This window comes from Pedobacter alpinus (genome assembly GCF_042684645.1).
Taxonomy (GTDB): domain Bacteria; phylum Bacteroidota; class Bacteroidia; order Sphingobacteriales; family Sphingobacteriaceae; genus Pseudopedobacter; species Pseudopedobacter alpinus.
Window position 1 is genome coordinate 37,802 of the sequence record NZ_JBHULV010000056.1, and the last position, 22,593, is coordinate 60,394.

21 protein-coding genes are annotated in these 22,593 nt (G+C 32.1%); 10 read left to right on the forward strand and 11 right to left on the reverse strand.

Going from position 1 to position 22,593, the window contains the following annotated elements:
• Positions 1-5: 5 nt before the first annotated feature.
• The 3 genes from ACFSSE_RS17525 (at position 6) to ACFSSE_RS17535 (ending at position 4,830) form a co-directional block, all read left to right on the forward strand.
• Positions 6-602: a fasciclin domain-containing protein gene (locus ACFSSE_RS17525; RefSeq protein WP_379045140.1), complete on the forward strand. Its 597-nt coding sequence runs from the start codon at positions 6-8 to the stop codon at positions 600-602.
• A gap of 395 nt (positions 603-997) precedes the next feature.
• Entirely contained in the window at positions 998-3,622 is a 2,625-nt protein-coding gene (gyrA, locus tag ACFSSE_RS17530) for a DNA gyrase subunit A (protein WP_379045137.1), read from the forward strand.
• Between the two features lie 29 nt (positions 3,623-3,651).
• Positions 3,652-4,830 carry a tetratricopeptide repeat protein gene (locus ACFSSE_RS17535; RefSeq protein ID WP_379045134.1) on the forward strand — a complete coding sequence of 393 codons (1,179 nt, stop codon included), beginning with the start codon at positions 3,652-3,654 and terminating at the stop codon, positions 4,828-4,830.
• 181 nt (positions 4,831-5,011) lie between these two features.
• On the opposite strand, the gene ACFSSE_RS17540 is transcribed toward ACFSSE_RS17535, so the two are convergent.
• Genes ACFSSE_RS17540 through ACFSSE_RS17560 form a run of 5 tightly spaced genes read right to left on the reverse strand, consistent with a single transcriptional unit; the run spans position 5,012 to position 8,550 of the window.
• Positions 5,012-5,980, reverse strand: coding sequence for a YihY/virulence factor BrkB family protein (locus tag ACFSSE_RS17540; protein ID WP_379045131.1), 969 nt, complete (start codon positions 5,978-5,980; stop codon positions 5,012-5,014).
• 9 nt (positions 5,981-5,989) lie between these two features.
• Positions 5,990-6,397, reverse strand: a complete 408-nt coding sequence (locus ACFSSE_RS17545) for an acyl-CoA thioesterase (protein ID WP_379045128.1) — start codon at positions 6,395-6,397, stop codon at positions 5,990-5,992.
• A 1-nt stretch (position 6,398) separates the two neighbouring features.
• The gene (gene mltG / locus ACFSSE_RS17550) at positions 6,399-7,445 is read right to left on the reverse strand and encodes an endolytic transglycosylase MltG (protein WP_379045125.1); all 1,047 of its coding nucleotides are present in this window, start codon (positions 7,443-7,445) and stop codon (positions 6,399-6,401) included.
• A 20-nt stretch (positions 7,446-7,465) separates the two neighbouring features.
• Positions 7,466-7,780, reverse strand: a complete 315-nt coding sequence (locus tag ACFSSE_RS17555; protein WP_379045122.1) for a rhodanese-like domain-containing protein — start codon at positions 7,778-7,780, stop codon at positions 7,466-7,468.
• Positions 7,780-8,550 carry a PASTA domain-containing protein gene (locus ACFSSE_RS17560; protein ID WP_379045119.1) on the reverse strand — a complete coding sequence of 257 codons (771 nt, stop codon included), beginning with the start codon at positions 8,548-8,550 and terminating at the stop codon, positions 7,780-7,782. Before ACFSSE_RS17560 ends, ACFSSE_RS17555 begins: the two co-directional genes overlap by 1 nt.
• 104 nt (positions 8,551-8,654) lie before the next feature.
• On the opposite strand from ACFSSE_RS17560, the gene ACFSSE_RS17565 reads away from it, so the two are divergent.
• Positions 8,655-9,644 (forward strand): D-alanine--D-alanine ligase, encoded by a 990-nt coding sequence (locus tag ACFSSE_RS17565; protein ID WP_379045116.1) that lies wholly within the window; start codon positions 8,655-8,657, stop codon positions 9,642-9,644.
• A 104-nt stretch (positions 9,645-9,748) separates the two neighbouring features.
• Here ACFSSE_RS17565 and ACFSSE_RS17570 read toward each other — a convergent pair whose 3' ends face one another.
• Together ACFSSE_RS17570 and ACFSSE_RS17575 are read right to left on the reverse strand one after the other, a co-directional pair.
• Positions 9,749-10,168, reverse strand: a complete 420-nt coding sequence (locus ACFSSE_RS17570) for an acyl-CoA thioesterase (protein WP_379045113.1) — start codon at positions 10,166-10,168, stop codon at positions 9,749-9,751.
• Positions 10,169-10,218: 50 nt separating this feature from the next.
• Positions 10,219-10,938, reverse strand: a complete 720-nt coding sequence (locus ACFSSE_RS17575) for a class I SAM-dependent methyltransferase (protein ID WP_379045110.1) — start codon at positions 10,936-10,938, stop codon at positions 10,219-10,221.
• Positions 10,939-11,284: 346 nt separating this feature from the next.
• Between ACFSSE_RS17575 and ACFSSE_RS17580 the strand changes: the two genes are divergently transcribed.
• Complete coding sequence (locus ACFSSE_RS17580; protein WP_379045107.1) at positions 11,285-11,647, forward strand: transposase; 363 nt, start codon at positions 11,285-11,287, stop codon at positions 11,645-11,647.
• A 188-nt stretch (positions 11,648-11,835) separates the two neighbouring features.
• Positions 11,836-13,071 (forward strand): 1-acyl-sn-glycerol-3-phosphate acyltransferase, encoded by a 1,236-nt coding sequence (locus ACFSSE_RS17585; RefSeq protein WP_379045104.1) that lies wholly within the window; start codon positions 11,836-11,838, stop codon positions 13,069-13,071.
• On the opposite strand, the gene ACFSSE_RS17590 is transcribed toward ACFSSE_RS17585, so the two are convergent.
• Both ACFSSE_RS17590 and ACFSSE_RS17595 read right to left on the reverse strand, forming a co-directional pair.
• Positions 13,061-14,119, reverse strand: coding sequence for a VOC family protein (locus tag ACFSSE_RS17590; RefSeq protein WP_379045101.1), 1,059 nt, complete (start codon positions 14,117-14,119; stop codon positions 13,061-13,063). The genes ACFSSE_RS17585 and ACFSSE_RS17590 overlap by 11 nt on opposite strands.
• Before the next feature lie 3 nt (positions 14,120-14,122).
• Positions 14,123-14,830 carry a TIGR04283 family arsenosugar biosynthesis glycosyltransferase gene (locus ACFSSE_RS17595; protein WP_379045098.1) on the reverse strand — a complete coding sequence of 236 codons (708 nt, stop codon included), beginning with the start codon at positions 14,828-14,830 and terminating at the stop codon, positions 14,123-14,125.
• A gap of 108 nt (positions 14,831-14,938) precedes the next feature.
• On the opposite strand from ACFSSE_RS17595, the gene ACFSSE_RS17600 reads away from it, so the two are divergent.
• The gene (locus tag ACFSSE_RS17600) at positions 14,939-15,721 is read left to right on the forward strand and encodes a DUF547 domain-containing protein (protein WP_379101057.1); all 783 of its coding nucleotides are present in this window, start codon (positions 14,939-14,941) and stop codon (positions 15,719-15,721) included.
• A gap of 80 nt (positions 15,722-15,801) precedes the next feature.
• Positions 15,802-16,086 (forward strand): 30S ribosomal protein S15, encoded by a 285-nt coding sequence (gene rpsO, locus ACFSSE_RS17605; RefSeq protein WP_379045092.1) that lies wholly within the window; start codon positions 15,802-15,804, stop codon positions 16,084-16,086.
• 90 nt (positions 16,087-16,176) lie between these two features.
• Here the strand turns inward: rpsO and ACFSSE_RS17610 are convergent, their stop codons facing one another.
• A complete protein-coding gene (locus tag ACFSSE_RS17610; RefSeq protein ID WP_379045089.1) occupies positions 16,177-17,139 on the reverse strand; it encodes a bestrophin family protein in 963 nt (320 codons plus the stop codon).
• 270 nt (positions 17,140-17,409) lie between these two features.
• On the opposite strand from ACFSSE_RS17610, the gene ACFSSE_RS17615 reads away from it, so the two are divergent.
• Both ACFSSE_RS17615 and ACFSSE_RS17620 read left to right on the forward strand, forming a co-directional pair.
• Positions 17,410-18,771: a pyridoxal-phosphate dependent enzyme gene (locus tag ACFSSE_RS17615; protein ID WP_379045086.1), complete on the forward strand. Its 1,362-nt coding sequence runs from the start codon at positions 17,410-17,412 to the stop codon at positions 18,769-18,771.
• A gap of 186 nt (positions 18,772-18,957) precedes the next feature.
• Complete coding sequence (locus tag ACFSSE_RS17620; protein ID WP_379045083.1) at positions 18,958-19,962, forward strand: bile acid:sodium symporter family protein; 1,005 nt, start codon at positions 18,958-18,960, stop codon at positions 19,960-19,962.
• A gap of 975 nt (positions 19,963-20,937) precedes the next feature.
• Here the strand turns inward: ACFSSE_RS17620 and ACFSSE_RS17625 are convergent.
• Positions 20,938-22,182, reverse strand: coding sequence for a cation:proton antiporter (locus ACFSSE_RS17625; protein ID WP_379045080.1), 1,245 nt, complete (start codon positions 22,180-22,182; stop codon positions 20,938-20,940).
• Positions 22,183-22,593 lie beyond the last annotated feature (411 nt).

Genomic DNA, 22,593 nt, shown 5'->3' on the forward strand with positions numbered 1-22,593 from the left:
AAAAAATGAAAAAAACATTCCTTAGCTTATTAATGGTAGTAGCATTAATAGGTACAACAATGACAGCATGTAACAGCAACAAAACTGCTGATGAAAATGCAGATTCAATGGCAATGGATAGCATGGCAATGGGCGATGGTATGGCAGAAGAAGGTGTGATGGTAGGTGGAGCAATGATGGTTCCTTCTAAAAACATTGTTGAAAACGCAGCAGGTTCTAGTGAACATACTACATTAGTTGCAGCTGTAAAAGCAGCAGAATTACTTGAAACATTAAGCGGAACTGGACCGTTTACAGTTTTTGCACCAACAAATGCAGCGTTTGATGCTTTACCAGCTGGTACAGTAGATAATTTGCTAAAACCAGAAATGAAAGGTGATTTAACTAAAGTATTAACTTACCACGTAGTTGCAGGTGCTGTTAAAGCAGCAGATTTAACAGACGGTATGGAAATTACCACAGTTAATGGCGAAAAATTAAAAGTTACTATTAAAGATGGTACTGTAATGATTGGTAATGCAACAGTTACAACTGCAGATGTAATTTCTAGCAATGGAGTTACACATGTTATTGATGCAGTATTATTACCATCAGGTAAATAAATTTCAAGTATTTTCAGATTAATTTTTTCACAAAAATCCCTCTCATTTTATAATGATTGGGATTTTTGTTTTTATATGAAAAGTGTTTTAAATAAAAACTACATTTTTTTACTAACCATTATTGCAGGGTTTTAGCTTTAAGCTTTTAGCATATAATAACCTAAGTTTATAAGTCCGATTGTAGCGGCGTCTTTTTGCTGATTAGCAAAAAATACAGCGGAAAGAGGGACTGCTACTCCCCAAAAACTACTACTTTTCGCTTTCAAAAAACAAACAAAATTTGGCCTTTAATTGTTACGAAAAAATTATCCACAGAGGGTGTCTATTAGTACTAATTTGTTAACTTCGCAAAACACTTTTTTTAAATTGTTTCCAATTTAGATTTTAAATAGAATATGGCTGAAGAAACAGATCAGAACGAAGGATTACAACACGACAAAATCATTAAAATAAATATTGAGGAAGAAATGAAATCAGCTTACATCGATTATTCGATGTCTGTGATTGTTTCTAGAGCGTTACCAGATGTTAGAGACGGTTTAAAACCCGTACACCGAAGGGTGCTTTACGGTATGCTCGATTTAGGTTTGGCAAGCAATAAACCATATAAAAAATCGGCCCGTATTGTTGGGGAGGTTTTAGGAAAGTATCACCCACACGGTGATAGTTCTGTTTATGATACTATGGTGCGTATGGCGCAACCTTGGTCTTTACGCTACCCTTTGGTAGATGGGCAAGGAAACTTTGGTTCTATAGATGGCGATTCGCCAGCTGCAATGCGTTATACGGAGGCTCGTTTCAAAAAAATGGCCGAAGAAATGTTGGCAGATATTAACAAAGACACCATTGATTACCGCTTAAACTTTGATGATTCTTTACAAGAACCAACAGTTTTGCCTTCAAAATTCCCTAACCTTTTGGTTAATGGAGGTTCTGGTATTGCAGTAGGTATGGCAACAAATATGGCTCCCCATAACCTTTCTGAGGTTATAGATGGCATTGTAGCATATATTGAAAATAACGAAATTACCATTCCGGAGTTAATGCAATTTATTAAAGCTCCTGATTTCCCCACAGGCGGTATTATTTACGGTTACGATGGCGTTAAAGATGCTTTTGAAACTGGCCGTGGTAGGGTAATGATGCGTGGTGTTGCAGAAATTGAAACTTTACCAAACGATAGAGAACGTATTATTGTGACTGAAATACCTTATCAGGTAAATAAAGCCATGATGATTGAGCGTACTGCTGATTTGGTAAATGAGAAAAAAATTGAAGGAATTTCTGAAATTAGAGATGAGAGTGATAGAGAAGGAATGCGTATTGTTTACGAAATTAAACGTGACGGTAACGCAGCCATCGTATTAAATAACCTTTATAAACATACCGCATTACAAACCTCTTTTAGTGTAAATAACATTGCGTTGGTTAAAGGCCGTCCAATGATGCTAAACTTGAAGGATTGTATCCGTCATTTTGTGGATCATCGCCATGAAGTTGTTGTAAGAAGAACCAAATTTGAATTAGCCGAAGCAGAAAAAAGAGCACACATTTTAGAAGGTTTATTAATTGCTTTAGATCATTTAGATGAAGTAATTAAATTAATTAGAGCTTCACAAACACCAGAAGAAGCTCGTGAAGGTTTGATGTCTCAGTTCGGTTTGTCAGATATTCAATCTAGGGCTATTTTAGATATGACGCTTCGTCGTTTAACTGGCTTAGAAAGAGATAAGATTAAAGACGAATATGCTGAATTGATGAAAACGATTGATTACCTAAAATCTATTTTAGGTGATGAAGTTTTAAGAATGCAAATCATTAAAGATGAGCTTGCAGAAATGAAAGAAAAATACGGTGATGCCCGCAGAACCGTAATTGTACACTCGGCAGCAGAAATGATGACCGAAGATTTTATTGAAGACGAAGAGGTAGTAATTACCATTTCTAGAGAAGGTTATATCAAAAGAACGGCACTTTCTGAATACCGTACACAAGGTAGAGGAGGGAAAGGAAGTTTAGGCTCTAACTCTAGAGATGATGATTTTATTGAATATATTTTCTCAGCATCTAATCATAACTATTTATTATTCTTTACAGATAAGGGTAAATGTTATTGGTTAAGGGTTTTTGAAATACCAGAAGGAAGCCGAACTAGTAAAGGTAGAGCCATCCAAAATATCATCAATATAGAAAAAGATGAACGCATAAGAGCTTATATCAAAGTTGTTAATCTAAAAGATCAAGATTATTTAGAGAATAACTTTATTATTATGTGTACTAAAAAAGGTACCATCAAGAAAACTACCTTACAAGCTTACAGTCGCCCACGTTCTAATGGTATTAACGCCATTAATATTAACGATGGAGATGAATTATTAGAAGCTAACTTAACTTCTGGTTCATCAGAAATCGTAATGGCATTACGTTCTGGTAAATCTATTAGATTTAATGAATCTACCGTGAGGCCAATGGGACGTACCGCTACTGGTGTTAGAGGTATTAGATTAGCACATGATAAAGATGAAGTAGTTGGCATGTTAAGTGTAGAATCTAAAGAAAGTACGATCTTAGTAGTATCTGAAAAAGGATACGGTAAACGTACTGATGTGGAGGATTACAGAGTAACCAATAGAGGTGGTAAAGGTGTTAAAACCATTAATGTTACAGAAAAAACCGGACAATTAGTTGCTATAAAAGACGTTACTGATAATGATGATTTAATGATCATAAATCGTTCTGGAATTGTAATTAGAATTGCGATGCAGCATCTGAGAGTAATGGGAAGAGCCACACAAGGGGTGAGGTTAATTACCTTGAAAGGAGATGATTCTATTGCTTCTGTTGCTAAAGTACAGCATGACGAAGAAGAGGAAACAGTTGTAGTAGTAATTGATGAAACTGATGTTGTAGAAGCTGGGGTAGATGAAGAAGAAGAGGATGATGACGAAGCTGCTGATGATAAAGAAGTAGATGATGAAGATGAAGCCGATGATTCTACAGAAGATAAAAACGAAGAATAATTAAAAATTAAAAATCAAATAGTTCAAGAATGAAAAAGACAATTTTAAGCATTTTATTAGCCTCTTTCTTTTATGTAGCAAATGCTCAAAAAAGCGAGATTGCCAGTGCAAAAAATAACTATGCACTTTATGAGATTAGTATGCAATCTAAAGGTCCTTTAAACAAAAAGTTAGAAACATTAAATCTTGCAAAAGCATCAACTGATAAAGCAATATTATTTGAGAAAACAAAAAATGATGCAGAGCTTTGGGCATATAGAGCATTAATATATTCTAGTATTTCTGTTGCCGATACCGTAAATGTGAATAATGCTTCCACTGCTTTCACAGTAGCTCAAGAAGCAATTACAAAAGCCAAAACTTTAGACACAAAAAGCGAAAATAAAAACACAATAGAAAGTGCTGAAAGAAACTTAACTATTATGATGCAGAATAAAGGTATTACTGCATTTAATAAAAAGGATTATAAAGAGGCTTACAACTCGTTCAAATTTATATCTGACGTAATGCCTACTGATACTCTCTTTAGTATGTACACTGCAATTGCAGCTAATAGTTCTCAAATGTATGATGAGTCTGTAAAATATTATAACAGAACTTTAGAAAACAATAAATCAAATGCTGGTTTATACCAAGAGTTAGGACGTATTTATTTAACTAAAGCAGATACTGCAAATGCTTTAAAAACTATTGAAGAAGGTAGAAAACAACACCCAGAATTTATGGGTTTAATTTTTGATGAACTTAATATTTATTTGAACAGAGGTGAAGCTGCAAAACAGATTACTAAAATTGAAAATGCAATTGCAAAAGACCCTAAAAACAAAACTTTAAGATTTGTATCTGGAATAGCATATTCTGCTAATAAAGATATGGATAAATCTGCTGAAGCTTATAAAGCAGCTTTAGAAATAGATCCAAATTATACGGATGCAATTTACAATTTAGCCATAATTTATATAAACAAAGGTAATGATCACATTACAGCGGCAAATAAATTACCATCTAATAAAGCTTCTGATGCTAAATACAATGAGCTAAAGAAAAAATTTGATACTGAATTGGGCAATGCATTACCTCTTTTAGAGAAGGCAAAAGAGTTAAATCCTAATGATTTAAATACATTAACTACTTTAAGAGAAGTTTATGTTAAACTAAATAAATTGGATAAAGCTGCTCAAATTAAAAAACTATTAGATCAGAAGTAATAGTTAAGAAAAATGTAATAAAGCCCTGATGTTGAAAAATATCAGGGCTTAATTTTTTTGAAAGAACTTCCAAATTATAGTTTAATTAATTTTGTGTTTTTTAAGGTTATAATAAGAATCATATTATCTTAAGGAGATTCAGAAATCAATTTTAATTTTCCTTAAATAGAGAACATCTTTATTAGCCTTCTTTAAAACTATTAAACTTAGGTTTTGGGTTATCTAATTTAATAGTTCGTTTTGATAAATCTAAGCTGGCATTTAATTCAAAACCTATTAGCAAAATTAAAGAGTTTAAATAAAGCCAAATCATTACCACTAATAATGTACCTATAGAACCGTAAAGTTTGTTATAAGCACCAAAATTGTTAATGTAAAAGGAAAAAGCTAAAGATGTTAATACTGCTAAAATTGTAGCAAACCAAGAGCCTGCACTAAAGAATTTCCATTTTTTAGAATTTGCCGGCCCATACCTGTACAATAACGATGTTGTTACAAAATATACAATAATAATGATGAGCCACCTGCTCACCATAATCAAATAAATAAAGAAAACACCGTCTTGTAGGTTAAGTTCTTCTCTTAAAAAATTTACTACAAATTCGCCTATAACCATTACAGAAACACCTATAATCAAAGAGAATGCTGTGAGTAAAGTAAGATTTAAAGCTACATATCTTTGCTTAAGCCAAGTACGGGTTTCTACAATAAGCGATGCCTTGTTAAAAGCCTGCATTAGTGTGCTGATACCGTTTGTGGCAAAAAATAAGGCTAAAATAAATCCAATAGATAATAACTTTCCGTTTTGATTTTTTACAATATCTTCTAATGTAGATTCAAAAGCTAAATAAGCGTTTTCTGGCAATAACAATGAAATTATTGCCATTAGCTGATTTTGGAAATTCTTTATTGGGATATAAGGAATTAGCGTAAATAAAAAAATGATGGAAGGGAATAGCGCCATCATAAAATTATAAGCTAAAGAAGATGCCTTATTAATTAAAGAATCTTTTTGAATTTCTTGAAAGAAGAAAAGACCAACGGTGTAAAGCGGTATTGGACTAAATCCTGGTAGAATAATAAATTTTGTCCACTCTATAAAAGAACGGTAAAATTTAAACTTAAACAGGAAATCGTGTACCCACTGCATCAATCTAATTTATGAAAAATAAGTTTCAATCCTGTCCAAGAAATTTTTTGGAGCCACACAGGGTTTATTTTTAGCAATATCTACAAAAACTAAAGTAGTTTCTCCTAAATTAATCAGCACTTTATCTTGATTATAAAGTTCGTACTTAAAAATAATTCTTACACCGGGCTTCTCTTCAATAATCACTTTTACAGTAATAATATCATCATAAAGTGCAGGTTTTATGTATTTACATTTAAGTTCTAAAACAGGCATCATCACACCATCTTGCTCCATAGATTTGTAGGTCATACCTAAGCTGCGCAACATTTCTGTTCGGGCTACCTCATACATTTCGGCATAGTTGCCATAATATACATAACCCATTTGGTCTGTATCAGCATAACGTACTCTAATTGTGGTTTCAAAACTAAACATATTATTTTTTTATATTTCTTTCGTTTAAAGCCTGCTGAAATCTTCTGGCGTTGGCTGTATGTTCTGATAAGTTAGTTGCAAAGTTATGGTAGCCAGAAAAATCTTCTTTAGCGCACATGTAAATATAATTATGCTTTTCTGGACTTAAAACTGCATCAATAGCGTTAATAGAAGGCATTGTTATTGGCCCTGGAGGCAAACCTTTATTTCTGTAAGTATTATAAGGAGAATCTTTAGTTAAGTGTCTATTTAATACTCGCCTAATTGTAAAATCATTATTGGCAAATATTACAGTAGGGTCGGCCTCTAGTTTAATGCCATTATTTAAGCGATTTAAATATAAGCCAGCTATGGTTGGCATTTCTTTATCCATCAAAGCTTCACTATCAACAATTGATGCTAAAATGGTAACTTCTTGTGGAGTTAATTGTAAATCAGCTGCTTTTTTTAAGCGATCCGTATCCCAAAACTTGGTGTATTCCTTGTTCATCCTTATAAAAAAGTCTTGGGCGGTAATGTTCCAATACATTTCGTAAGAATTTGGGATAAACATGGTGTAAATATTATCGGTGTTAAAACCATAAGATTTCACAAACTCTGCAGAGTCTAACAAAGTAACTAATGTTGCGGAATCAAATTCTAACTTTTTTGAAACCATGCCGGCAAGGTTGTTTTTTAGCCTCACATTACGGAAAGAAATTGCAACTGGTTCTTGGTTACCAGCTACCAACATATTTAAAATCTCCCGATTATTCATCCCTTTTTTAAAGGGATATTTACCTGGTTTTATTTTACTACCATAATCTCTATCTTTTGCAAGCCCATAAAAAGAGCTACTATCTATTAATAAATTATGCTTTGCAATAGAATCTCTTACTTGATCAAAATTTGCGCCTGTTGGTATGTATAAGTATGTTTTTTGTTCAACGTTGGTATTCTCTTTTATAAACTTTACATAAAGTTTTGGGATAATAATTGCAGCGGTAATTACCAATATTAATACTAAAATAATACCTGCTATAGTTCCTTTTTTTAATTTATTAGCCATTAATAATTATGTGATGAATGTTATTTTGTATTTAAAACTCTTTGTAATTTTAATAAACCACCTATTAAATTTCTTGTTTGGTGGTAACCAGCATTTTCTAAAATTAACTTGGCGGTTTTACTTCTTAAACCTCTTTGGCAAATTACAATAACTGGTTGGTTTGGGTCTAATTCTAAATCATCTTCTTCAATTAATCCACTTAAAGTTCCTAACGGAATATTGAGTCCGCCAATATTATAGGTATGGTATTCCAATTGCTCACGCACATCTATTAGTTGTAATTTAACTGATGATTTCAACAAATCTGCAAATTCTTCAACTTGTATATCTTCCATTAATTTTGGTTACTTAAAACTAAATTAATTTTGGTGCCAATACTTACTTTAGCCAAAGAATCTGGTACATAAGATGGATATTGATACTTAATTACAGCATTTGCAGAATCTTGTACAACCCCCTCATAACTTAAGTCTCCAATTGTTAAAGACGCACCTTTAATAGAAAACATGGCTTCGCTTAAAGTTAGCCCAACTAAATTAGGTAATTCTACCTCGCTGGCTCCATAACCATCACCTAAAACCAAATCAATTCTGCTGCCTTTTGGTATTTTTTGCCCCACTCTTAGTGTTTGACCAGCATAGCTAAATGATAATACTGCATCTCTAGCAATATCTGGTTTGTAAGAAGTATCACCCAATTTAAGTCCGTAATTGCTTAACATAGCTCTCACTTCAATAAAGGTCTTGTTCTCAATATCAGGGAAATTAACATCTGGGGTTTGAGAGCTCACAATGGTTAAATAAATCATCCTGTTTTCTTTAACATTGGTATTAGGATCTGGGTCTTGTTCTGTAACTAAACCTGCTGGTTTATCTAAAATAAAAACCGAATCTATTTGATACCTAAAACCTTGCTCTTCTAAAATTTCAATAGCTTTTTCAATATTCAAACCTCTAAAATTTGGTACTGGCTTACCCTCACCATGGCGAGTGTAATATCTCAAACTAAAAAACAGTATAAAAAGAAATATTGTAAGCACCGTAAAAGCAATTATTGCTTGCTTTCTGAATTCTGGAGTTGCTAAGTATTTAAAGAATTTACTCATTTACGGGATTTATTTATTTTTCAAACTTAGCCAAAATTAAAGATAAAATTTATATTTGAGCTATAAACAGCATTGCTCAATTGGCAATCAATTAATTAATTTTAATGAAAAAAAACATTGCTCTGCTAGCGGGCGGATATACTGGAGAATCTGTGGTTTCTTTAAATAGTGCTAAACAGATAGAAACGCAATTAGATTATAATTTGTATAATGTTTACAAAATAATTATTAGCGATGAGGAGTGGTATTATTTATTGGATAATAACCAAAAAGTGAATGTTGATAAAAATGATTTTAGTATTTCTGTAAATGAATCTAAAATTAAATTTGATGCTGTTTTCATTATTATACATGGTAGCCCTGGCGAGGATGGTAAATTTCAAGGTTATTTTGATTTATTAGGAATTCCATATACTACTTGCGATGCAACAACATCTGCCTTAACAATGAATAAAGGTTATACAAAAGCAGTAGTAAGCGGCATTAATAGTCTTAATGTAGCGCAATCTATACAACTTTTTGGTGAGAACGAAACACAAGAACAAGAAGTTAAGAGCCAGTTAAAACTACCTCTTTTTATTAAACCAAACAGCGGTGGCAGCAGCATTGGAATGTCAAAAGTAAACAAATGGGAAGAGTTAAGGAGCGCTTTAGCAAAAGCTTTTGCAGAAGACAGTCAGGTTTTAGTAGAAGAGTTTATTAAAGGCAGAGAATTTACTGTTGGTATTTACAAAACTAAAGGAGAAGTGGTTGTTTTACCAATTACTGAAATAAAGTCTTCAAAAGAGTTTTTTGACTTTGAGGCTAAATACACTACTGGAATGACAGAGGAGATTACTCCAGCAGTTTTACCACAAGAAACAACCGATAAAGTAGGTGAGATTGTAAAGGCTGTTTTTGCAAAGCTAAATTGCCGAGGTATGGTTAGGGTAGATTTTATTTTACAGGATTTCACTGAAGATTTTTATTTCATTGAGATTAACACCGTTCCTGGGCAGTCAGAAAATAGTATTATTCCGCAACAGGTTAGAGCTGCCGGAATGAAAATGAAAGACTTTTATAGCCTGTTAATTGAAGAAGCTTTAGTTGGTTAGTTGGTTGGTTTGTTAGTTTTTAATTGGTTGGTTAGGTTGTTAGTTTTAATTAGTTAGCGTTTGCATTAACTCCCTCTCCTTCGGAGAGGGTTGGGGTGAGGCTCTTAAATACTATAAAGTTGAATCATTTCTTCACTTACTTCAACGCCTCTTCCGGTTTTTAAATCAATCATTACAAAATCAAACCAGCCGCTTGTGCTGGTTTTTTTCGTTTTCAGATTTACAATATCAAAGGTAATTCTGCAACCTTTTTTATTAATTTCTGTAATTCCTGTTTCAACAGAAAAAGTATTTCCTAATTCTAAAGGGCGTTTATAGTCTATCTGAACCGTTTTTACTACCCAACCAAATCCCATTTCTAAAAACTTTTCCATAGACATACCGTAACAGGTTTCCATTTGCTCGTAACGGGCGGCTAATACATAATCTAAATAAATACTGTTGTGTACATGGTTAAACATGTCAATATCATCCGGGCGGACTTTGTGTTCTGTAGTAAATCTTGAGTATCTTATATCCGTCATGTAATAGTATTTTTTATATCAAATAACATTATTTCTAAGTGTTAATGATGTTATTTAGCTTTTTTTAGTATTAATGTTATTCCACTTCTTAATCCGGGCGGAATTATTTTTTTAAACATTCGGTAAGTTTTGGAAAGTAAAGATGGATATTCAAAATATTCATCTTGTATTACTGTATCAATAGTAAAGCCACTTTTTAGCGCCATTGTTTTTAGCTCTTTTAATGTGTACTCTCTATAATGACCAGGATTTTCCAAATTTTCTCTAGGAATTTCAAAGGGGTTTTTGCCAAATACCATCAATAACCTTTTGCGTAAAGCTACCGCATTTGGGGTTTGTATAATTAAATAGCCTTCTTTATTAATTAGCGAAAATAGGTTTCTAAATAATTTATTTGGGGATGTATATAAATGTTCTAGCACTTCAGCACAAATAATCAGATCAAATTTTTCTGTGATTTTATGTGTATCTAAAAAGTTTAAATCTTGCGCAATAAAATTTGTTTTTTTGATGATGGTATTACTTACTAAATGGCCACCTAAACTATTTTCACTATCAAAACCCATTAAATAAAGATGATGTTGAAATTTAGGATACAATAATTCGCTCAAAAAAGAAGGGCCAATATCTAAAGCAGTTTTTAAATCTTTATTTCTTAACCAATTTAAAATAATCTCGAACCTCTTACTATGCACCGTTAAATAAAGTTTTTGTTCTTTATTAAGTGCATACAAATTGTTAAAGTGAGTGATGATTTTGCTTTTTTGCATTATAAACCGAAAGTAAAAATTTATTGAATAGGAATAAGTATTTTAATTATGTTTTTGATTCAGGTTTTCGCTGTTCGACATGTTCCAAAGGGCATGTCGAACTCATAAATAAAGGGGATTTCCAATCCCCCAATAACCAATTAATTTGCATATTAAATTTTAAAACGCAATATTTAAATATGGCTTTACCTATAGAATTTACAACCAACAAGGTATTTATTTTATTACTTGTTCAGTAAACCAATGGGTGGATGTTTTTACACGAAAAGATTATGTGAACATATTGTTAGAAAGTCTAAAATATTACCAAAAAAATAAAGGTTTAGAGATATTTTCATAGGTTGTGATGACAAACCATATTCACTTCATTATTGGTACAAATAAGGATAATTTGAGTGATATCATTAGAGATTTCAAAAAATTTACGGCAACCAAAATTACGGAGGCAATTGAAGCCAACCCCAAAGATAGCAGGAAAAACTGGATGTTATGGTTGTTGAAAAAGGAAGAATCAATTTTATTTTGGCAGGAAGGTTATCACGCAGAAGAAATAATCGAATTAAAATTTTTTAATATTAAGCAAGATTATATTCACTTTAACCCAGTTAGAGCAGGTTTAGTTGAAAAAGAAGAAGATTATCTTTATAGTAGTTGTGGGCAAATTTATGGTGTTAGAGAAGGTTTATTAGAACTTGTTAATTTTGGTTAAGTGGATTACAAATCCACCTTATTAAAAAGTTCGACATGCCCTTCGGAACATTTCGAACAGCTGGACATGTCGAACAGCTGGTTATCACATTAAAAGCTGTATTTAAGTAAAATTTCGCTTTACAGGTAAGTTGATTTTTTGTTCTTTCTTCATCATAAAGAATGATTAGTTTTAAGGCTAATTAAAATATGATATATTGCCTATTTCATGCACTTATAAAAATCACTTGTTATTTCTATTTCAAGAAAATAAGGTTATTCAATCCTGATAAATTTGAAAACAAGCATCCTGTTATCATTTGCGCAAACCATGGTAATTCTTTTATGGATGCTATTTTGATTGCTATAAACTGTAAAAGAAAATTGCATTTCTTAGTAAGGTCTGATGTTTTTAATACCCCTTTTAAGCGTTGGTTTTTTGGACAATTAAATATGATGCCAATTTATAGAATTAGGGATGGGAGAGAAGCACTAAAGAATAATGATGCGGTTTTTTTGAAATGCCAAGAAATTTTAAGTAATAATGGAGCAATAGTGATTTTTCCGGAAGGAAATTGTGTGATTGAAAAACGGTTAAGAGCTTTTAAAACAGGTTTTGTTCATTTAGCGTTTAATGCAGATTTGCCTAATTTAAGAGTGCAAGCCATTACCTTAAATTACAGCAAACCAGATGAATTTTATACCGAAGCAAGTTTAACTTTTGCTGAACCTATTTTAGTAAACGACATTAAAGTTTTAGCAAACAAAAACGAATTTGAATTTAATAAACTGTTAATGAAAAGCACTTACGATTTATTACGTAAGAATATGGTTTATATAGAAAAAATTGAAGATGATTTTTTTTATGAAGCTGTTTTAGAAATGAAAAGAAATGATGATTTGCTATTAGAGGAATCATTTTTAAATAAGCAAATCGCAACAATAGCAGAGTTAGAAAATTTAAGAATTAGCGATATGCAAGTTTTTGAAGAAATAAGACAAAAGGTGCTACTCTATTTCAATTATTTAAAAACCGAAGAAGTTAAAGATGCGGCTGTTGCTAAAAATAGCTTATCTAAATTTAAAGCCGGATTAACTTTTCCTTTTTATATACTTGGTTACATACTCAATGCTATTCCTTCTCATTTTTTAGAAAACACTATCAATACCAAAATAAAGGAAAGACAGTTCAAAAGTTCTGTGCGTATGGTTTTGTCATTGGCTATGTATCCACTCTACATATTTACCATTAGTTTTTTTCTGAATTATGGGTTTCATAATTACTTGTTTTCAGTAGCAATTATAGCAGGTTTGTTTGGCTTGTACTATATTAACTTCTCAGAATTTAATCTTTTTAGACAACAAAATAATCCTAAAATAAAGAAGGAAAAAATAGAAGAACTAAAAAGATTAAGAGGAGAAATTACAAAATATATCAATCTTTAACTCTGGCAAAAGCCAAACATTTCACCAACCAGTTGGGTAAATTTTTATCAGGATTTCTGTTTCTCAGGTTTAAATAGATTCCTAATTTTTTTAAAATAGGTACTTTGTGGGTTTCTACAAATTCTATTAATGTACCATCAGGGTCGGCAATGTATGCGAAATGACCAGCAGCTTTACCCATATCGAAACTATTTTCACTATCAACTGTAAAGTTAAAACCGGCTTTTGCACATTGTTGTTTTAAAGCCTTCATGCCAATTACATCAAAACAAACATGTATAAATCCTACATCACCCCAATAACGGTTTTTGTAAATTTTAGTTGCAGTGTTATCTGTTCTTTGTAATAGCTCTATTTCTGTATCACCATAAAGCCTACTAAATCCTCCAGATTTTGTTTCCGAGTGTTTAAGTAGTACTCTTCTAAATTTTGTTTTAGCTTCGTTTAAATCTTTTAAATCCTCAAATTCATCGGTTTCATCATAAACAATTACATCGTAACCTAAAGCATCTCTATATAATTTCAAAGATTTTTCTATATCAGAAACACCGATGGTAATACCACAAACACCACCCGTTAAATTCTTGTCTTTACTAAACCAACTTTCGCTTTCTGTAATTTCGAATAAATTTTGGTAAGGGTCTGCAATGTAAAAATGTAGTTTACCTTCCGGCGATTTTTGTAAACTGCTTTTAAGGTTCAGATTTTCTTTTTTAAAAGAATCAAAAGTTTGGGCTACGTCTCTGCACTTAATTTTAATCATGTTGATGCCAAAATCTCCAATCTTCAAATCTTGGGCACCTATTGCAGGTTTACGATTGGTAAATTGCCAAAGTTCAAAACCACCTCCTCCTTGCATATTCATGGCTAAAATGGCATGGCGTTTATGCACTTTGTTGCCTGTATATTGTGTCATCAAAGCGGCTTCTGCTATATCTTCAAAAACAGGGACATCCATATTAAAATATTTACGATACCATTTCCACGATTGTTGAATATCACTACATCCTAAACCTATTTGCTGTATGCCACAAATCTTTTTCTCCATAAATTAATATTTCAATTCGTTTTTTTGATGATTCAATAGCTTTTTGTAAACACTTATGATCCTATCATGATCTGCTTTTGCGTAATACATTGTAAAAGCAATTAAGTTAGCAATATTCACTTTTAGGTAACTGTTAAAATCGTACTTTCTAGCAGAAACTATTACATCTTTGGGTATAATTTTAAAGCGTTCTGTTTTTCTGGCTCTTATAATAATGTCATAATCTTCCATTATTTTATGATTTTCGCAATAACCACCCAATTGTGTAAATAACTCTTTAGTAATAAAAAGAGATTGATCTCCCCCTCTAAACATTAACCTATCAAAACGAGTGCAAAATGCATTAAACTTTAACATTTTTTTATTAGAATTAAACCTAAAGCGGTAACATCCTATCTTAAATTTTTCTGATAAAGCATTTTCTATGTCTTCTAAATAGCTTTCTGGAGGCAAAGTGTCTGCATGTACAAAATATAAAACATCTCCTTTGCTTTTGCTTGCACCATAATTTAATTGCAGTGCTCTTCCTTTTCTTGGCGATTTGTAAAATTGAACGCCTAAAGAATTTACTACAGCTTCTGTATTATCTGAACTTCCCCCATCAATTACAATTAATTCTAAGTTTTTATGGTGAGATTTTTGTAATAGCGTGATAAGATTCGAAATATTTTCGCTCTCGTTATATGTTGGAATAATTATACTTAAAAACATATTAATAATTGCCCTTTGTAATTTACAATTTGCGTAAATAAAAAACCAAGTTATATTAAATTACGTCTTTATATAAAAATAAGATTCCAAATTATGAAAATTAATACAATGAAAACTTTAACAATTCTTATTGTTTTTGCTATTATGGGCAGCTGCGGTATTAAAAAACCATCAGTAAATGAAAATCCAATTGCAACAACAAAATTTAACATATTATCAGAAAATCTTTTAAGCAACTTAAAAGCTAATAAAGATGTTGCCGCTATTCAAACAACCTTGGCAAATATTAGTGAAAAGGAATTAGAAGAAGGTTTACCATTAGATGAACAAAGAAAAGCCTTTTGGATAAATATTTACAACGGATATATTATAGCTATTCTTAAAAACGATAAAAAACTATTTGACGATAGAACTGCTTTTTTTGGAAAAAAACAGGTTGAAATTGCTGGCAATGTTTTAAGTTTTGATGATATTGAGAATGGAATGATTAGGAAATCTCAGTTCAAATTTGGTTTAGGTTATGTTGGCAAGTTATTTCCATCAGGCTTTGAGCGAAATTTGAGAGTTAAAAATAGAGACTATCGTATTCATTTTGCAATTAACTGCGGTGCTAAAAGTTGCCCGCCGGTTAGAATTTATGAAGCTAAAACAGTTAATAACCAATTACAAAATGCTACAAAAGTTTACCTAACCCAATATACCAAATATGATAATGCTAAAGATGTTGTTACCACATCTACACTTACAAGCTGGTTTAGAGGAGATTTTGGTGGAAAATTTGGCACTAAGAAAATTTTAAAAGAATTTAAATTGATACCAGAAGAAAGCAACCCTAAATTAAATTATGGTAGCTACGATTGGACTTTAGATTTAGATAATTTTGCCAATTAATTGTTTGAATAATAAATAAATAAGCTTACATTTGCAGCCTGTTAAAAAATGAATTTTAACAACTTTAATATTATTCAAGAATGTATTTAAGTACAGAAAAGAAGAAAGAAATCTTCGCACAACACGGAGAAGTAGAAACTAACACAGGTTCTGCAGAGGGTCAGGTAGCATTATTCACTTACAGAATTGCACATTTAACTGGTCACTTAAAGAAAAACAAAAAAGATTTTTCTACTCAGTTATCATTACAAAAATTAGTAGGTAAAAGAAGAGCTTTATTAGCTTACCTTTTCAAAAAAGATATTAACAGATACAGAGCTATCATTAAAGCTTTAGGTTTAAGAGATATCATTAAGTCTATCTAATTTTAGATTTTCTTTAAAAAAGCCATTTCGATTTTTCGGAATGGCTTTTTTTTTATCGGCTTTTGCGAAGGGGATATATTATTGATATGATTACATTAAAACACCATCTGCATTTGATTTTATTTTCTCTGGTAAAGATGGTTCTTCAATACTTTCCTTTAAGTCTCTTTCTATTGCTGTACAAAGTGCAGTCATAGAAACATCTTCTAATCGGTTTTCAAAAGGATCTTCTGTTCTTTCGCCAATTAAATCTAAAGCTAAAAACACAAAAGAAATAGCTACAGAAATAGGAATCATTGCTAAATGCAAATCACCACTTACAAAAGCAAAAGGAATTAAAGACGCGTGTATAAAAACAAAAACTCTTGAAAAGAAACTATATTGTCTCAAAAAAGGTGTGTTTTTTATTCTCTCGCACATCCCTTGAATGTTATTAAACTCAATTAAAGTTTCTTCCAATCTTATTAAATGATATTCTTTAATCCAGTTTTTATCGTAAGCATTTTTTAAATCTTTTCCTTGTTCGTTTAATAAATAATTTGGGGGGTTATTTTTGTTGTAAAAATGAACAAATTCTACCGGATCGAGGTAGTTTTTAACTTCTACATATTGATTTTCTTCTTCAAATAATTCAACTTTTTTATTAATAAAGCCATTAGTTTTACGTAAATAAACACGCAATGCATTTACAAAACCAATATGCCTAAAAACTAGTTTTCGCTTTAAAGAGTTAATCTCTGTTTGGTCTTCCAAATCATTTTTGCCAATTAAAATCCTAACTTCACGTTCCCAAACCCTACTGTAATTTACTAAAAGTCCCCAAACTTTGCGGGCTTCCCACCATCTGTCATAAGCATAGTTGTTTTTAAAGCCTAAAAATATTGCTAAAGCAGTACTTAAGGCGGTAATGGTGTTAAAGGGAATACTTAAGTCAATTATTTTATAGTAATCATGCAATAAAAATACAGCAATGGCTAACAAAGTGTAATACAATAAACTCTTCCATGTGTAAAATAGGATAAGTTTTAGTTTTAAATTTCTACTAATTAACATAACAATATTTTAGCTTACAACTGTTAAATTTTATGCCAAAAAATTTAACTTCTAATAAAAATTAGGTTACGGTATAAGTTTATAAAAAAAAGAAAGATGGATTAGCTAATACTTAGCTTTTCGCTAATATTTAATTTGGAAATAGCCCATATTTTATCTTTAAACCCAATAATGTTTTTGATAAATCAGATTGTTAAAATAATGTTTGTTTTTATATTTTATGCGAGTTTAACTAAAGTAAAACAGCCTTAATTTGATTAACTTTATCACATGTGGTATAATAATATATTAGAAACAATAGGAAATACACCTTTGGTTAAGCTCAATAAAATTGTTAAAGAAATTGACGCAACTGTTTTAGCCAAGGTAGAAACTACAAACCCAGGAAATTCTATTAAAGACCGTATGGCTCTAAAAATGATTGAGGAAGCTGAAAAAAGCGGTGCTTTAAAACCAGGCGGAACAATTATAGAAGGTACGTCTGGCAACACCGGTATGGGTTTGGCCATTGCAGCAGTTATTAAAGGCTATAAATGTATTTTTACAACAACAGATAAACAATCAAAAGAAAAAGTGGATGCTTTAAAAGCTTTTGGTGCCGAGGTGGTGGTTTGCCCAACAGATGTTGAACCAGATGACCCCCGTTCCTATTATTCTGTATCATCAAGGTTAGAGAAAGAAACCCCAAATTCTTGGAAACCAAACCAGTACGATAATTTGGCAAATTCTTTAGCGCATTACGAACAAACAGGGCCAGAAATTTGGGAACAAACAGAAGGTAAAATCACGCATTTGGTGGTTGGCGTTGGTACTGGCGGTACAGCATCTGGAACAGGGAAATATTTGAAAGAGAAAAACCCTAACATTAAAGTATGGGGAATTGATACCTATGGCTCTGTTTTTAAGAAATACAAAGAGACGGGTATTTTTGATGAAAAAGAGATTTACCCTTATATCACTGAAGGAATTGGAGAAGATTTTTTACCTAAGAATGTTGACTTTAACATTATAGATAAATTTGAAAAAGTAACCGATAAAGACGCAGCTTTAATGACGCGAGATATTGCCCGTAAAGAGGGGATTTTTGTTGGAAATTCTGCCGGAGCGGCAATTGCTGGTTTATTACAATTAAAAGCTCATTTAAAAAAGGATGATGTGGTGGTGGTTATTTTTCATGATCATGGAACACGTTACATGGGTAAAATGTTTAATGATGATTGGTTGCGAGAAAGAGGTTTTTTAGTAGATGAAAAATTAACTGCAAAATCTATTTTAGCCAAAAGAGAGCCTCAAGAAATGGTCACTATTGATAGCGATAAAACAGTTTTGGAAGCCATTAATACCATGAAATCTTTAAATATTTCTCAAATACCGGTTACACAACAAGGTATGGTTGTAGGTAGAATTACTGAAAGTGATGTTTTAAATGCATTATTAGAAAACCCCGCGGTAAAATCTGCTAAAGTAGAGAGTATCCAAACGGCTTCTTTTCCTTTTGTAGATTTAAATACATCTATTGATAAAATATCTGGCTTAATTAACAAAGAAAATTCTGCTGTTTTGGTAGAAGATACCTCCGGGAAAATTGAGATTATTACGCAGTATGATATTATTGATGCTATTTCTGGGTAGTTAGTTTTTAGTTAGTTGGTTCTATTGCTTTTTATTGGAGCTATCGTAAAAAAGTAGATAATGATTGAAATCAAAATTAAGAGAAAAAATAGGCATTTATATTTGGCGGTGCACAGCCTATTTTAATTTTGGCTAAAATTGCAACACTAGCCACTTTAATTTTGCAATGCATTTTTATATTAGTCCATGTTACAGCAACTCCATAATTTTAAAGGGAAAGCTTCCAATTTTGGAATTGATGGTTTCTTAATCGCCATTATTGGGATGATTGTTTTAGCTTTTGTATATCCATTTGGAGGTTCTTCTGAAAGCCCGGTCCCTTTAGCTAAAATAGCGAATTATGGTGTGTCGGTGATTTTCTTTTTTTATGGATTAAAGCTCAATCCCGAAAAGCTAAAAGCTGGTTTATCTAATTGGAAACTTCACTTAATGGTTCACTTTTCCACATTTGTGCTGTTTCCGCTATTGGTATTGCTGCTGCATTATTTATTCCCAAGCTTGCAAAGTCCGTCTGTTTGGTTGGGTATTTTTTATTTAGCCGCATTACCATCAACAGTATCTTCATCCGTGGTGATGGTTTCTATTGCTAAAGGGAATATTCCAGCAGCTATTTTTAATGCCAGTATTTCTAGTCTGTTGGGCATTTTTATTACTCCTTTATGGATGGAGGTTTGGATGAATGACGAAAGAACAGGGCAAGATTTTCCGTTAGGGGGTATCATCATAAAATTATTTGTGCAGATACTGCTCCCTGTCATTTTAGGTTTTTTGTTGCACCAAAAGTGGGGAAGCTTTGCAGAAAAGCATCATACATTACTTAAAAAATTTGATCAATCCATCATCCTCATTATTGTTTATACAGCCTTTTGTGAATCCTTTAGCACACATATTTTTGATGCTTTACAGTTGAAAGATTTAGCAAGCTTGTATGCATTTGTAGCGCTCTTGTTTTTTGCTGTCTTCATCCTAATTATTATTTCTAGTAGGTTATTAGGCTTTAACCGAGAAGATCGGATCACCTGTTTGTTTTGTGGTTCAAAAAAATCTTTGGTACACGGAACGGTGATGTCTAAAGTGTTGTTCCCTTTATCACCACAAATGGGCATTATCTTATTACCTATTATGCTGTACCATGCTTTTCAACTCATTGTAGCTGGTTTTTTGGCCAATAAATATGCGAGGGAATCGTAAGAGGTAAAGGGTTTGGTTGTTGGTAGCAATATGATAGCGTTAAAAATAAGAAAAAGAGCGGCTTAGTTTAAAAAAACCAATATTGAAGGGCTTTTTGTAAATGGAAAGTCTTTTATTAAAGATTAAGAGAATCAAGCTAATAAATCCGGTGATTTAAGCTACTCCGCGTTAAATTTGGTGTTTCGCTGTGAGTAAGAAAGGAATTACCATGAATAATCCTCACACGCTTTAAAATGCGCTTGAAATTAATTATTTTTTTAAAGCTATTATTTGGCGTATTAAAAATGAAAAAATTACCTTGTTCGGGTTTTCTCCATGCCATGTTCGCCACTTTTTCGCAAAAAGTACCCATTTTGCGAAGGTGTTACGAGCAAGGTGCGAACAATTAGCGAACAAATGCTTTTTAAAAATTATTTTCAAAAAACCTGATTTTTGGAACCTTAGTGTATTTTAAGAATGTTGTTTTGGATTTTTAGCGGAGTTTATGGCGGTGATGTTCATACGTGGGAAACTCTTTTTATAAAGTCATACCAAAGAGGGAGAAGTGTCTATTATCTAGTAGTTGTCTACTAACCTCAGTTCGATTATTAATTCATATTTAAATGTTAATAATCATATATTTAAACTCAAACCCCTACCGCACAAGCTTTTTTCAGGTTATTTATTTTCTATTTAGAGCTTTCAAGAATACTTGTATTTCCTGCCCTCATGCCGGGCACTGGCAGGCACTTTTTTCCGAAAAAAGTTCCCAAAAACTCTCGCCTGCGCCTGATGCTATAAATGGAAGTGCTTTAGCAGTTTCATCTATTCCGCACCAGCCAAGGGCGAATTTTACGTTAATTAACGTTTGTAGTTTGACTAAAATGTGTAAAATTAATCCTCAATAATAATCGAGTTCAGGTTACTAGTTATAATTTTTGAGTTTTGTAGTGGTTTTAATTACGGCATAGCATAAAATAAAAACATTTTTTGAAATTAATTTTCAGTTAATGCTTTATTGCTCTTATCTAATTTCCCGAAGATTTTGGTAGCAGTAAAACCATGTAAAATAAGCGAAAGTAATATGGTAAATGCAACTATTGCCCAAAGTTCATTTTCATAATCAAATTTAATGGTGTGCATAGCATAAGCCAAGTAGAAAACAGAACCCATTCCTCTTATGCCATAAAAACTTATCGCAAACCTTTCGTATTTCTTTAGTTTTATATTAAAAAGACTTAAATAAGCACTAACCGGCCTAATAATTAGTAGAAACAAAATACTAAAAATAGCCATTTGCCAAGTTAACGCATCTAAAATACCAGTAACTAAGCTTCCGCCAAAGAAAACCAACATCACGGCTACTAAAAGTTTTTCAATTTGCTCTGTAAATGAATGTAAATTTCTGTGGTAATCGTGTTTACGTTCGGCGGCCCTTAAAGTGATAGCACAGACAAAAACAGCAATAAAACCATAACCAACAGCTAACTCGGTTGCTCCGTAAACAGCTAAGGTTAAGGAAATGGCCAAAAAGCCTTCTCTGGTTTTAAAAAACTCGAACTTTTTAGTAAGGTCAAACAATAAAAAGCCTATTAATTTGCCGCTTAAAAAGCCAATTGCAAAACCTACTAAAATGCGGTAAACAACATCAATCCCAAACCAATTGGAAATACTTCCATTCATGTTTTGGGCCATCATAGCTAATGTAATGGCTAAAAAAGTAAATGGGAAAGCCATTCCATCGTTTATTCCTGCTTCTGCTGTTAAAGCAAATTTTGTTTCAGAAACTTCTTTATCATTAGGCGGTCCAACTTGTACGTCTGATGCTAAAACAGGATCTGTAGGTGCTAAAACCGCTGCTAATAAAACAGCAGACGCCAAATCAAAACCTAAAATAGAATTTCCGTACAAAACGGTGACGCCCATACAAACGATCATGGCAATAAATACTAAACGGAGTGGCGCTTTCCAATTTTTAAAGGTAAACGGACGGTCAATTTTTATCCCAGTGCCCATTAAGCTAATAATTACCAAAACTTCTGTAGCATGTATAGTAAAGGTTTCGTTAGCCTGAGGATCGGGTAGGGGTAATATCCCAGGAAAAATTAAATACAAAATCACTCCCAATAAGAGGTAAATGAGTGCGTAAGAAATGCCAATTTTTTTACTGAATGCAGGTATCCAAGCCATGCTTAAGGCAATTAAACCAATAAGGGTAATCAATAAAAAGTAATGGCTCATGGCAATTCTTTACTCAAATAATATACCAAGGAATTTATAAGCAAGGCGTTAAAATAAATTCTGACAGATAAATCAGTTTTTAAAATATAGATTTAGTTTACATCTCAGTTTAAATGTAAACTATAAGCTACTTTAGTTTACATGTGAAAGTAGAATTTTACTGGAAAAAAGATGATATAATTGTTGAGCAAGTTATATTGAGTATTGAGCGATTAAAATGTAAAAGAAACTTGTTGAACATTTTACAAAAGTTAAAATAGATGAGCAGAATCGAATTTAATACATATGAGATTTCTCTCCGCTAAATAGGCGAATCGAGATGACGGTACTGGTTGTGGCGGCTCTGCAATACGCGTCATATCGACGAGTGAGCGAGGAGATATCTATTTGTTAAAATAACATCCTACCTGT

What these genes read in the sequence shown, in the direction of transcription:
- ACFSSE_RS17525 (WP_379045140.1), top strand. Translation starts at nt 6, where the DNA reads ATGAAAAAAACATTCCTTAGCTTATTAATGGTAGTAGCATTAATAGGT.
- gyrA (WP_379045137.1), top strand. Translation starts at nt 998, where the DNA reads ATGGCTGAAGAAACAGATCAGAACGAAGGATTACAACACGACAAAATC.
- ACFSSE_RS17535 (WP_379045134.1), top strand. Translation starts at nt 3,652, where the DNA reads ATGAAAAAGACAATTTTAAGCATTTTATTAGCCTCTTTCTTTTATGTA.
- ACFSSE_RS17540 (WP_379045131.1), bottom strand. Translation starts at nt 5,980, where the DNA reads ATGCAGTGGGTACACGATTTCCTGTTTAAGTTTAAATTTTACCGTTCT.
- ACFSSE_RS17545 (WP_379045128.1), bottom strand. Translation starts at nt 6,397, where the DNA reads ATGTTTAGTTTTGAAACCACAATTAGAGTACGTTATGCTGATACAGAC.
- mltG (WP_379045125.1), bottom strand. Translation starts at nt 7,445, where the DNA reads ATGGCTAATAAATTAAAAAAAGGAACTATAGCAGGTATTATTTTAGTA.
- ACFSSE_RS17555 (WP_379045122.1), bottom strand. Translation starts at nt 7,780, where the DNA reads ATGGAAGATATACAAGTTGAAGAATTTGCAGATTTGTTGAAATCATCA.
- ACFSSE_RS17560 (WP_379045119.1), bottom strand. Translation starts at nt 8,550, where the DNA reads ATGAGTAAATTCTTTAAATACTTAGCAACTCCAGAATTCAGAAAGCAA.
- ACFSSE_RS17565 (WP_379045116.1), top strand. Translation starts at nt 8,655, where the DNA reads ATGAAAAAAAACATTGCTCTGCTAGCGGGCGGATATACTGGAGAATCT.
- ACFSSE_RS17570 (WP_379045113.1), bottom strand. Translation starts at nt 10,168, where the DNA reads ATGACGGATATAAGATACTCAAGATTTACTACAGAACACAAAGTCCGC.
- ACFSSE_RS17575 (WP_379045110.1), bottom strand. Translation starts at nt 10,938, where the DNA reads ATGCAAAAAAGCAAAATCATCACTCACTTTAACAATTTGTATGCACTT.
- ACFSSE_RS17580 (WP_379045107.1), top strand. Translation starts at nt 11,285, where the DNA reads ATGACAAACCATATTCACTTCATTATTGGTACAAATAAGGATAATTTG.
- ACFSSE_RS17585 (WP_379045104.1), top strand. Translation starts at nt 11,836, where the DNA reads ATGATATATTGCCTATTTCATGCACTTATAAAAATCACTTGTTATTTC.
- ACFSSE_RS17590 (WP_379045101.1), bottom strand. Translation starts at nt 14,119, where the DNA reads ATGGAGAAAAAGATTTGTGGCATACAGCAAATAGGTTTAGGATGTAGT.
- ACFSSE_RS17595 (WP_379045098.1), bottom strand. Translation starts at nt 14,830, where the DNA reads ATGTTTTTAAGTATAATTATTCCAACATATAACGAGAGCGAAAATATT.
- ACFSSE_RS17600 (WP_379101057.1), top strand. Translation starts at nt 14,939, where the DNA reads ATGAAAACTTTAACAATTCTTATTGTTTTTGCTATTATGGGCAGCTGC.
- rpsO (WP_379045092.1), top strand. Translation starts at nt 15,802, where the DNA reads ATGTATTTAAGTACAGAAAAGAAGAAAGAAATCTTCGCACAACACGGA.
- ACFSSE_RS17610 (WP_379045089.1), bottom strand. Translation starts at nt 17,139, where the DNA reads ATGTTAATTAGTAGAAATTTAAAACTAAAACTTATCCTATTTTACACA.
- ACFSSE_RS17615 (WP_379045086.1), top strand. Translation starts at nt 17,410, where the DNA reads ATGTGGTATAATAATATATTAGAAACAATAGGAAATACACCTTTGGTT.
- ACFSSE_RS17620 (WP_379045083.1), top strand. Translation starts at nt 18,958, where the DNA reads ATGTTACAGCAACTCCATAATTTTAAAGGGAAAGCTTCCAATTTTGGA.
- ACFSSE_RS17625 (WP_379045080.1), bottom strand. Translation starts at nt 22,182, where the DNA reads ATGAGCCATTACTTTTTATTGATTACCCTTATTGGTTTAATTGCCTTA.